This is a genomic window from Citrobacter sp. Cpo100, from assembly GCF_030332595.1.
In the GTDB taxonomy this organism is placed as follows: domain Bacteria; phylum Pseudomonadota; class Gammaproteobacteria; order Enterobacterales; family Enterobacteriaceae; genus Citrobacter; species Citrobacter portucalensis.
Genome location: NZ_JAOWHM010000036.1, coordinates 28086 through 39797, shown reverse-complemented (window position 1 = coordinate 39797; position 11712 = coordinate 28086). Strand labels below are relative to the sequence as shown.

At 52.5% G+C, this 11712-nt stretch carries 9 protein-coding genes and 1 tRNA gene; 2 read left to right on the top strand and 8 right to left on the bottom strand.

Features of this window, described 5'->3' with window-relative positions:
• Positions 1-7: 7 nt before the first annotated feature.
• Positions 8-2470, bottom strand: a complete 2463-nt coding sequence (gene pgaA / locus OGX96_RS14910; protein WP_057067439.1) for a poly-beta-1,6 N-acetyl-D-glucosamine export porin PgaA — start codon at positions 2468-2470, stop codon at positions 8-10.
• 816 nt (positions 2471-3286) lie between these two features.
• Here pgaA and OGX96_RS14905 point away from each other — a divergent pair.
• On the top strand, positions 3287-3823 hold the full coding sequence (locus tag OGX96_RS14905; RefSeq protein WP_057067440.1) for a GNAT family N-acetyltransferase: 537 nt from the start codon (positions 3287-3289) through the stop codon (positions 3821-3823).
• 33 nt (positions 3824-3856) lie between these two features.
• Here the strand turns inward: OGX96_RS14905 and OGX96_RS14900 are convergent.
• Together OGX96_RS14900 and actS are read right to left on the bottom strand one after the other, a co-directional pair.
• Positions 3857-3930, bottom strand: a tRNA-Gly gene (locus tag OGX96_RS14900).
• A 79-nt stretch (positions 3931-4009) separates the two neighbouring features.
• Positions 4010-4768, bottom strand: a complete 759-nt coding sequence (gene actS, locus OGX96_RS14895) for an amidase activator ActS (protein WP_020996306.1) — start codon at positions 4766-4768, stop codon at positions 4010-4012.
• A 166-nt stretch (positions 4769-4934) separates the two neighbouring features.
• On the opposite strand from actS, the gene idi reads away from it, so the two are divergent.
• The gene (idi, locus tag OGX96_RS14890; RefSeq protein WP_198801775.1) at positions 4935-5489 is read left to right on the top strand and encodes an isopentenyl-diphosphate Delta-isomerase; all 555 of its coding nucleotides are present in this window, start codon (positions 4935-4937) and stop codon (positions 5487-5489) included.
• Positions 5490-5566: 77 nt separating this feature from the next.
• Here idi and lysS read toward each other — a convergent pair whose 3' ends face one another.
• The 5 genes from lysS to xerD all read right to left on the bottom strand — a co-directional run bounded on the left by lysS (position 5567) and on the right by xerD (position 11656).
• Positions 5567-7084: a lysine--tRNA ligase gene (gene lysS, locus OGX96_RS14885; protein ID WP_005123357.1), complete on the bottom strand. Its 1518-nt coding sequence runs from the start codon at positions 7082-7084 to the stop codon at positions 5567-5569.
• 9 nt (positions 7085-7093) lie between these two features.
• Positions 7094-8192 (bottom strand): peptide chain release factor 2 gene (gene prfB, locus OGX96_RS14880; protein ID WP_100194817.1). Its coding sequence is split into 2 segments (ribosomal slippage): positions 7094-8116 and positions 8118-8192, totalling 1098 coding nucleotides; the frame shifts between segments, so codons are not numbered across the junction.
• 91 nt (positions 8193-8283) lie between these two features.
• Complete coding sequence (gene recJ / locus OGX96_RS14875; RefSeq protein WP_198801774.1) at positions 8284-10017, bottom strand: single-stranded-DNA-specific exonuclease RecJ; 1734 nt, start codon at positions 10015-10017, stop codon at positions 8284-8286.
• A 5-nt stretch (positions 10018-10022) separates the two neighbouring features.
• Positions 10023-10736 (bottom strand): bifunctional protein-disulfide isomerase/oxidoreductase DsbC, encoded by a 714-nt coding sequence (gene dsbC, locus OGX96_RS14870; protein WP_048225463.1) that lies wholly within the window; start codon positions 10734-10736, stop codon positions 10023-10025.
• Between the two features lie 23 nt (positions 10737-10759).
• Entirely contained in the window at positions 10760-11656 is an 897-nt protein-coding gene (gene xerD, locus OGX96_RS14865; protein WP_003825519.1) for a site-specific tyrosine recombinase XerD, read from the bottom strand.
• Positions 11657-11712 lie beyond the last annotated feature (56 nt).

Below are 11712 nucleotides of genomic sequence, written 5' to 3'. Positions count from 1 at the left end.
ACAATCCTTAAAACCTGACATTTAAATCGAAAGCGAGGGAGATATTCCGCTCACGTTTACCGTCATAGGGGCGTTTATCCCAAATCAGCATCACCCCGCCATCTACGACGTTGTTCCATTTAAGCCGTTGGCCGTATCCCACCTGGACAATAGCACCTGCATCTTCACCTTGCTGCCAGTAGCCACCTACGCCTGCCAGGCCTTGCTGCGTCCAGACGGTATCATAGTGGCGGTAAAGAACCTGCTCCGCGCTCAAGCCAGGGACAACGGAAAAATCACTCTTCGGGTTGTAATACGGCACATTCTCTTTGGTGTTGGTGCTCCCGCCGATACCCGGCGTAAAGTCCAGCGTGAAGCGCGGCGTGGTCCACATGCGCTCTTTTCCGCTGAGTCCATATTCGATGCGATCGTTACCGTCCGAGAAATGTGATGCGGCAAACGACAGTTGATATTCACGTCGTTCGTTTTGATACCAGCGAACAAACATATCGCCGCCGTTGGCATACACGCCACTACGCAGCGCGCGCAACGGGGTATTGCGAGAGAGGCGTTCGGCCGACCCACCAACGCGCCAGTTGTCATTAAAGTCATGCCAGCCGGATAGACGCCCGCCAATCTTCTGACCATCGCCATAATTTCGGCCTGACACTTCCATTTCCGCCCAGTAATCACGGGAAGTCCATTCAGCCCCCGCCGCCAGATCGCGGCTGATGCCCTTCCCTTCCTCAAATTCACCGGTAGCAAAGTTGAATCCGGTAAACAGTCGCCAGTTGTCATTAATTGGCGGACTGTAAATAGCCGTGTTGATGTTGAAGTCATTCTTACCGCTGACCGGGCTATCGGACGAGATCCCCTGCGTACCGCTAATGCGCACTTCCGACATTTTGTGGACATCACGAATACGCGCGAGGCGCAGCGTCGCTTCATCATCCGGGCTACGGGCAATAACGTCATCCGTCAGTTCATCTGCCTGTTTCCACTCCTGAAGATCCAGTGCAACGTAAGCCTGCTGACGTTCCAGCTCCAGGTTGCTTGGCTCAATGACTTCCGCCAGCTTAAGCTCTTTCTCCGCCGCATGCGGCAATCCACGCGCTTCAAGCACAGAGGCATAAGATATGCGCAATCCCTGGTTACCAGAGCCTGTTCGTGCCAGATGCTCTGCGAGCTTTTCTGCCTCTGGCAGTTCATTGGCAGCGATATGATATTGCGTCAGTAGCGACTGTCCGAGCAGCCAGTTATCGTTAGGCTGCGGCGTTGGCGAGCCATAGATACGCCGCAAATACGGACTCTCTTTGATCAAATCATCAACTTGTTTTTTGGCAGCATCGAAGTTTTCATTATCAATGTGCGCGTAGAACAGATCTTGTTGATCCTCAGGACTGAGCGGCGTCACCGGGATAGGTCCATTCGGGTAGTAAATGCTCGCCAGCATCGCTTCGGTTTTTTCCGGCTGACGTTCGCTTAACCATGCTGATGCCACCCAGCGTTTTGCATAGTTTGGTACTTCGCCGCTTGCAGAAAGGGACTCATACTCATCAATCACTTCGGCAGTACGCTTACGCACCAACAAGGCACCCATACGGTCAATTCTCGCCCGACGGACATCATTCTGCGCAGACGGCTCATCTTTCCAGGCCGCCAGCAACTGGTCATAACGGGCCAGCGCTTTATCGGCCACGATAAACCGTTCTTCTTCATTACGTGCGGACGTATAGGAGGAGCGTACCATTTCAGCCGCCGCATCAAGCTCAAGACGGCGCTTCACTGGATCAGCAGTGGGAACGACCTCCGCCATATTTAAAGCGGGTCCGGAAACGCGGTTCGCCGACAGCGCAGATAGCAGCGTGGATTTTGCATTTTTGTTGCCTGGATCAACATCATCCGCCTGGCTGGCAACCAACAGTGCATCCCAGTTTTTCCCCTGAGAATGATATACGTAGGCAAGCAGTGCGTCGGAGTCTGCGCCCGGATGCGCCTGCGCCCATTTATTCGCTTCAGTAAGGGCTTGTTGGTTGTAGCGCGCATCCGCCAACGTCATTATCCAGCCGGTGCGTACATCCACGTTATCAGGCTCTTCCTGTAAAACGCTTTCCCACACTGCCAATGAATCATTCCAGTTTTTCTGGTTACGGTACGCACGTGCAGCGGCGACTTTGCCGCGCGCAGGCACATCCATCTGCCCACGATACCGCTGCCAGATTTGAATGGTTGTTTTATCGTTGTTCTCAACCCAACCAGAAACTTGCAGCCAGTCGGCAACCTGATTTGGCGTTAGCGCACTTTTCTTTCCCTGATCCTCAAGGTAGCGCAATAGTGGCGCACTATTCCCCCCCCGCGCTTCAATAACCAAAGCATCATAATCTGATACCGCAGCAGAGATTTGCATAGGGAAAAGAATGCTTGCCGTAAATAAACAGCTTACAGACTTAAAACGTTTAATGAAGTTGGCATGTCGACGCATACTGAACATATCTGCCCTTATATCTTACATCAGAGTAAAAATAAGCGTTTTCAATAAGTTACGATCAATCCCTGACAGTTGCCGACCATGTAAGATGCACTGCCGCTTATTTCGTAATAGGGTTATGAAGCAATTAATTCTTTCGTCTTATTGACTACCCGCACCGCGTCCTCTAATCGTTGGACAGGAGGCATAAACTCGGGAATTTTATCACTCCATGTAGTTCGTGGCTACGCAATAAGAAAAGTCTTAGGCAAAAAAGTATTTTAGACTAAATAATCCTAATACTCTTGGGATTGAATTCTGAATTTAAACAAAGTTTGCCCGGTGACATCATGTGACGATGCTTACTATTGCTGGTTAGCATAGCTACACCGCGCAACTGTTTGCATGGTAACTATTTTGAGAGGTGAATAGAGAAAAATCTGATAATAGGCTCTCTGCTAACAACAAAATATAACTTAATTTTTAGGGCTCAAACAGGGCCAATGAAATGAAAATAAGGGTACAGGCGCAAGAAGAATTAGATACAGTAACAATGCGTTGAAATCAAACAACTTTATTTATCATTTTTCGAAACCTACCATAATTGGTATTTGGAAACTCAATCAAATACGTGCGTGAATAATTGTGTATTACTCTACCTGTTAATATATTTACCAACCTTGCGTACTATTGACAATATCAACCACAATCAATTATTTCCCCTTACAATATGCAAGCTTATTTGCATTACAAGCAACTGATAGAAGCATAATTTTTTGCACTTACCTTCCCCTCAGACTTTCAGGTAATCTGGGCAAAGACGCCAATGGGAGCCGGTCAATGAAAATCGTTAATGCAGAAGAAAAGCACATCCCCGCCATACGCGATATCTATGCACATCATGTTCTTCACGGTACCGGCAGCTTTGAAACCGACCCGCCGGATGCACACGAGATGCTTGCTCGTCTGGAAAAAATCCGCAGCCTCGGGCTGCCGTGGGTCGTCGCTCTGCAGGAAGATAAGGTCATCGGGTATTGCTACCTCACCCGCTACCGCGAGCGCTATGCCTACCGCTATACCCTTGAGGATTCGATTTATATTGCTCCAACGGCTCAGCGTCAGGGTGTAGGAAAAGCCTTACTGCGTCATGTGATTGGCTGGGCTGAAGCACAGGGTTATCGGCAACTGATTGCCATCGTCGGCGACAGCAATAATCAGGGATCGTTAAAAGTCCATCAGCAGGCCGGATTTACGCAAATCGGCACACTGAAAAACATTGGCTTCAAACATGGGCTATGGCTCGACACGGTATTGCTACAACGTAATCTGGGTGAAGGTAACAGCACGCTGCCACCGGATTCCGGTGTCGCTATCTAACGTTTTTAAGGATTAACTACAGGGAGAGAGTCTTGGAGCGGGCGAAGGGAATCGAACCCTCGTATAGAGCTTGGGAAGCTCTCGTTCTACCATTGAACTACGCCCGCATCGAAGTGCGTAAGGGATTATAAACCTTACGCTCTTCTTGGCAAGGGACTAACCGACTGACTGGCGATTAATTCACCGTCAGCATTTTGGCTTACTGCCCTGCGGCGGCAAATAACGCAGCGGATCGATAGCTGTCGCCCGGTAGCGGATTTGGAAATGCAGCCGCACCGTAGTCGCATCCGAGCTGCCCATCGTTGCGATTTTCTGCCCGGCCTTCACGTTTTGACCGTTGTTCACCAGCATGGTGTCATTATGCGCATACGCAGTGATGTAGTCCTCACTGTGCTTAATCATGATGAGATTACCATAGCCCCGTAGCTGATTACCGACGTAAACCACCTTCCCGGCGCCGGCGGCATAAATCGGTGTACCGCGCGCAGCCGAGATATCAATGCCCTTGTTGCCGCCGTCCGCGGTTGAATAAGGCAGGATCACCTTACCGCTGGCAGGCCACAGCCAGCAACGTTGCCCTACCGGAGGCCAGGAAGACTGCGGTACGGACGAAGACGGTCTGACAGCTGCCGTTTTGGTTGAGGATTTCTTGGTTGTTTTGCCAGAGTTAGAACTGGTTTTCGCGCCACCGCTGACCTTCAGTTTTTGCCCTACTTCAATGGTATAGGGCGGTGAAATATTATTCAGGCGGGCGATCTCTTTCACGCTGGTCCCGGTAGCGCGCGAAATACGGTATAGCGTATCCCCCCGCTTCACGGTATACACGGAGCCGGAATAACTTCCTGTATCAGACGACTTGCTCCCGGAACACCCTGCTAACAGCAGACCGACACAAAGCAACATCACGATACCCAGGCCATTTTTCTTCAGGCGTCCTGCACTCAAAACAATACCTCGCAACATTTTCAGACGCTTTATCATAGCAGCCAGACACCGGATGCCAAATCATATCGCGCAACGAACCGTCGGCTCTGGCATTTCACACCCTCTGTTAATCAATCTGACTTAATTAAGCATATAATATGGGTGCTTAAGATTGATGGTGGACGCTATGCGACAGGAACATGTCATTTTATTGAATGAGCAGGACCAACCCTGCGGAACGCTGGAAAAATATGCGGCGCATACCGCCACAACTCCCCTGCATTCCGCTTTCTCGTGCTGGATATTTAACGAGCAGGGCCAACTGCTGGTCACCCGCCGCTCGCTGCACAAAAAAGCCTGGCCAGGTGTCTGGACCAACTCTGTCTGCGGTCACCCGCAACTGGGTGAAACCCACGAAGCCGCTATTGTTCGCCGGGCTCGCTTCGAACTGGGTGCAGACATCGACTTGCTCAGCCCCGTATACGCTGACTTTCGTTATCGCGCTACAGACCCGAGGGGAATAGTTGAAAACGAAGTGTGCCCGGTTTATGCCGCACATATCGTGAGTCCGCTACAGCTAAACCCAGATGAAGTGATGGATTGCCAGTGGAGCAGTCTTGAGGATGTCTTAAGCGGGATTGACGCGACGCCGTGGGCTTTTAGCCCGTGGATGGTAATGCAGGTTGCAGACAAAGAAGCGCGTGCGCTGTTGCGGAATTACTGCCAACAAATTATTGCCTGATGGCGCTACGCTTATCTGGCCTACATAACGAATCGTAGGTCGGATAAGGCGTCAGCCGCCATCCGGCATTTCACATCTTACTTAACCGGGCGCATCGCCGGGAACAGGATCACGTCGCGGATGGTATGGCTGTTGGTGAACAGCATAACCATACGGTCGATACCAATGCCCAGACCCGCAGTCGGCGGCAGACCGTGTTCCAGAGCGGTAACGTAGTCTTCGTCATAGAACATTGCTTCGTCATCACCCGCATCTTTAGCGTTAACCTGATCCTGGAAGCGCTGCGCCTGATCTTCCGCGTCGTTCAGCTCGCTGAAACCGTTACCGATTTCACGTCCGCCGATGAAGAATTCGAAGCGGTCAGTGATTTCCGGGTTTTCGTCATTACGACGCGCCAGCGGAGAAACTTCTGCCGGGTACTCGGTAATGAAGGTCGGTTGAATCAGGTGCGCTTCCGCAACTTCTTCAAAGATCTCGGTCACGATACGGCCCAGACCCCAGCTCTTCTCAACTTTGATGCCGATAGATTCAGCAATCGCTTTTGCAGAGTCGAAGTTATCCAGATCGGCCATGTTGGTTTCCGGACGGTATTTCTGAATCGCTTCGCGCATGGTCAGTTTTTCGAACGGCTTACCGAAGTCGAAGACTTCTTCACCATAAGGCACTTCAGTCGTTCCCAGAACGTTCTGCGCCAGCGTACGGAACAGCGATTCGGTCAGTTCGATCAGATCTTTGTAGTCCGCATAAGCCATGTAGAGTTCCATCATGGTGAACTCTGGGTTATGGCGAACAGAGATGCCTTCGTTACGGAAGTTACGGTTAATTTCGAACACGCGTTCGAAGCCGCCAACCACCAGACGCTTGAGGTACAGTTCCGGCGCAATACGCAGGTACATATCCAGATCCAGCGCGTTATGATGGGTGATGAACGGACGCGCAGCGGCACCGCCAGGGATCACCTGCATCATCGGGGTTTCCACTTCCATAAAGCCGCGACCCACCATGAACTGACGGATGCCAGCCATAATTTGTGAACGCACTTTAAAGGTATTGCGGGATTCATCGTTAGAGATGAGATCCAGGTAACGTTGACGATAGCGCGCTTCCTGATCCTGCAGACCGTGGAATTTGTCCGGCAGCGGGCGCAGCGCTTTGGTCAGCAGACGCAGTTCGGTGCAGTGAATAGACAACTCACCGGTCTTGGTCTTGAACAACTTACCTTTCGCGCCGAGGATATCGCCCAGATCCCATTTTTTGAACTGCTCGTTGTAGACGCCTTCCGGCAGGTCATCGCGAGCAACGTACAGCTGAATACGGCCGCCAACGTCCTGCAGCGTAACGAATGATGCTTTACCCATAATACGACGGGTCATCATACGGCCAGCAACGGATACCTCAATGTTCAGCGCTTCCAGCTCTTCGTTTTCTTTCGCGTCGAAGTCAGCATGCAGTTGGTCTGAGGTATGATCGCGACGGAAATCGTTCGGGAACGGGATCCCCTGCTCACGCAGGCTCGCCAGCTTCTCACGGCGCGTTTTCAGTTCATTGTTAAGGTCGGCTACCGCGTCAGCGCCCTGTACGTGTTGTTCAGACATGTTGGTTCCTCATAACCCTGCTTTCAAACTTGCTTCGATAAATTGATCCAGGCTGCCATCCAGCACCGCCTGCGTGTTACGGGTTTCAACCCCGGTACGCAGATCTTTGATGCGGGAGTCATCAAGGACATAAGAACGAATCTGGCTACCCCAGCCGATATCTGACTTGTTGTCTTCCATCGCCTGTTTCTCGGCATTCTTCTTCTGCATTTCCAGTTCATAAAGCTTCGCTTTCATCTGCTTCATGGCCTGGTCTTTGTTCTTGTGCTGGGAACGGTCGTTCTGACACTGCGTCACAATCCCAGTCGGGATGTGGGTAATACGCACCGCAGATTCCGTACGGTTAACGTGCTGACCACCCGCACCGGAGGCACGGTAAACGTCAATACGCAGATCCGCCGGGTTGATATCGATATCAATATCATCATCAACTTCCGGATAAACAAACGCAGAACTGAACGACGTATGGCGACGTCCGCCGGAGTCGAACGGACTCTTACGAACCAGACGGTGTACGCCGGTTTCAGTACGCAGCCAACCGTACGCATATTCGCCAGCAATTCTGATGGTTACGGATTTAATACCCGCCACTTCACCTTCAGACTCTTCAATAATTTCAGTCTTAAAGCCGCGCGCTTCAGCCCAACGCAGATACATGCGCATCAGCATGCTTGCCCAGTCCTGCGCTTCCGTACCGCCAGAACCTGCCTGAATATCGAGATAGCAATCTGCGCTGTCATATTCACCGGAGAACATACGACGGAATTCCAGCTGGGCCAGCTTATCTTCCAGCGTGTCGAGTTCTGCTACGGCTTCGTTAAAGGTTTCTTCGTCGTCGGCTTCTACAGCCAGTTCCAGCAGGCCGGAGACATCTTCCAGGCCCTGGCTCATCTGATCGAGCGTATCAACGATGGCTTCAAGAGAAGAACGCTCTTTACCCAGCGCCTGCGCGCGTTCGGGTTCGTTCCATACGTCCGGCTGTTCCAGCTCGGCGTTTACTTCTTCCAGACGCTCTTTCTTGGCATCATAGTCAAAGATACCCCCTAAGAACGTCAGAGCGCTCCGTGAGGTCCTGAATGCGGTTATTTACCGGATTAATTTCAAACATTGTCTGATTTCTTTTATTGGACTAGTCAAAATGCGGTGATAAGAGCGGGATTGTAACTAATCCACGCCCTTTTTTATAGCGATTAGTGACGCTAAAGTGGCCAGATATTGTCGATTATAATCTGCAAACTACGGTTGCCGCGAAACTCGTTAATATCCAGTTTGTAGGCAAGCTGAACTTCGCGCACGCCGTTGTCCGGCCAGCAGGTGGTATCGACGTTAAACGCAATACCGTCCAGCAGTGGGCCGCCGCCAACAGGCTCGACCATCACCTTCAGATGACGCTCACCGACCAGACGCTGCTGTAGCAAACGGAAATGTCCGTCAAACAGCGGTTCCGGGAACATTTGTCCCCACGGTCCGGCATCGCGCAGCATCTGTGCGACTTCCATGGTCATCTCCGACGCGTTTAGTGGGCCATCCGACACCACTTCACCTTGCAGTAAGGCGGGATCCAACCACTCGGTTACCAGTTCACCAAAACGCTGCTGGAAAAGCTCAAACTGTGCCTCTTCAAGCGATAAGCCCGCAGCCATGGCGTGACCGCCAAACTTGAGGATCATGCCCGGATAAAGGGTGTCCAGGCGCTCCAGCGCATCGCGCATGTGCAGCCCCTGAATCGAACGCCCGGAGCCTTTGAGAGTACCGTCACCTGCCGGGGCAAATGCTATCACCGGGCGATGGAATCGCTCTTTAATACGCGATGCCAGAATCCCCACAACGCCCTGATGCCACTCGGGGTGAAACATCGCCAGACCGCCCGGAAGCGTATCGCTACTGCGTTCCAGCTTTTCACACAGGGTCAGCGCTTCTGCCTGCATACCCTGCTCAATTTCTTTGCGCGTTTGGTTGAGTGCGTCCAGCTCATTGGCCAGCACGCGCGCTTCACCAATGTTGTCGCACAGCAACAGCGCTACGCCAACGGACATATCGTCCAGACGCCCCGCCGCATTCAGCCGTGGCCCGAGGGCAAAACCTAAATCACTGGCTGCCAGCTTTAGGGGGTCGCGATTGGAAATCTCCAGCAGAGCTTTAATACCTGGGCGGCATTTTCCGGCGCGGATACGGCTTAAGCCTTGCCACGTCAGAATGCGGTTATTGGCATCCAGCGGGACCACGTCCGCCACCGTGCCAAGCGCAACCAGATCGAGCAAATCCGCCAGGTTCGGCGGTGCAATGCCTCGCTCATCAAACCAGCCTTTATCACGCAGGAAAGTGCGCAGCGCCAGCATCAGATAGAAGGCTACACCAACGCCTGCCAGCGATTTCGACGGGAACTCACAGTCGTGCAGGTTAGGATTGATGATCGCCTCTGCGCCCGGCAGCGTATCCCCTGGCAGGTGGTGATCGGTCACAACGACCGGGATCCCCAACGTTCTGGCATGTTCGACACCCGCGTGAGACGAGATGCCGTTGTCTACGGTGACAATCAGCTGAGCACCACGGGCATGGGCCTGATCAACGACTTCCGGGCTTAAACCATAACCGTCCTCAAAACGATTTGGCACCAGGTAGTCAACGTTACTGCAGCCCAACGCGCGCATCGCCAGGATGCTTAGCGCCGTGCTGGTCGCGCCATCGGCATCGAAATCGCCAACAACGATGATGCGAGTTCCCGCACGAAAGGCGTTGTAGAGGATCTCAACCGCCTTTTCGACACCGTTTAAATGCTGCCACGGCAGCATTCCTTTGACGCTACGCTCAAGCTCCTGCGCGCTACGTACACCGCGGCTGGCGTATAAACGACGCAACAATGGCGGCAAGTCATCAGGCAGCTCGGCTGTCTCGTCGGCTTCACGCCGACGAAGTTGTATCTGTTGTTTCACGCGAATTATTTACCGCTGGTCTGTTTTGCATGTGCGTCGAGGAATTCTTTCATCTCTTTCGGGCCCTGATAACCAGGTACGACATAGCCATTGCTCAGCACAATCGCCGGTGTACCGCTGACGCCAAACTGTACGCCCAGCGCATAGTGGTTAGCGATATCCACATCACAGGTCGCCGCTTTCACGCCCTTGCCTGCCATCGCATCATCAAAGGCTTTGTTTTTGTCCTTAGCACACCAGATAGACTTCATGTCCTGCTCAGCCTGGCTGTCCAGCCCCTGACGTGGGAAGGCCAGATAACGAACGGTGATCCCCAACGCATTGTAATCTTTCATCTCTTCATGCAGCTTGTGGCAGTAACCACAAGTGATGTCGGTGAAAACGGTAATGACGTGTTTTTCCTGCGGCGCTTTGTAGATGATCATCTCTTTTTCCAGCGCGTTCAGATGCTTCATCAGCAGTTGGTTGGTGACATTCACCGGACTTGCGCCGCTCACGTCGTACATCGGTCCCTGAATAATATGTTTACCGTCTTCAGTTACGTACAGCACGCCGCTATTGGTCAGTACGGTTTTCATGCCCGCAACCGGAGCAGGTTGAATCTCGGTGCTCTGCACACCCAGCTTTGCTAATGACTGACGAATTGCCGCGTCGTCTGCATGTACCATGCCGGAAAACGCCGTCGCCAGAAGGGTGAACATCATAAAACGTTTTTTCATAGCCTATCCTATCCTGTCAGCACTCACGCTCGCGGGTGATGCTGTTGATGTAGTTGCCGCAAGCGCTCCGTTGCGACATGAGTATAAATCTGCGTTGTCGAGAGATCGCTATGCCCCAGTAGCATCTGCACCACGCGCAGGTCTGCGCCATGGTTGAGCAGATGCGTGGCAAACGCGTGCCGCAGGACGTGCGGTGACAGCTTTTCGCTGTCGATTCCCGCCAACACAGCATAGTGTTTGATACGATGCCAGAAGGTCTGACGGGTCATCTGTTGCGCCCGCTGACTAGGAAACAGCACATCAATCGATACGCCGTTGAGCAACCATGGACGCCCATGCTCCAGGTAAGTTTCCAGCCAGTACACAGCCTCCTCACCCAACGGGACAAGGCGCTCTTTGTTACCTTTACCGATCACCCGTACCACACCCTGACGCAGGCTGACGTCACTCATCGTCAGTCCTACCAGTTCAGACACGCGCAGGCCTGTTGCATACAGCACTTCCAGCATGGCTTTGTCGCGTAGCTCCAGCGGTTGCTCAATAAGCGGCGCTTGTAGCAGCCGCTCAACCTGCGCTTCGCTGAGATCTTTAGGCAGGCGCTGCGGAAGTTTAGGTGATGCAAGCGAGGCGCTGGGGTCATCTTCGCGATATTTTTCGCGGTACAGATGCTGAAAAAAACGTCGCGTCGCACTGAGCAAACGTGCGGAACTGGTGGCTTTATACCCTCCATCCATCCGCTCAGCCAGCAAGGCTTGCAGATCATCACTTTGCGCGGTCGCAAGCGAAGCGCCGCGGTGATGTAACCATTCCACAAGCATGGTCAGATCGCGACGATACGCACTTAATGTGTTTTCCGCCAGATTTCGTTCCAGCCACAGGGCATCAAGAAACTGCTCGATGCGCGCCAGATCCTGTTCCACTCGCGCCCCTTATTCCACTCTCATTTTTGATGCATTATGCCTCATTGTGCCGAGAA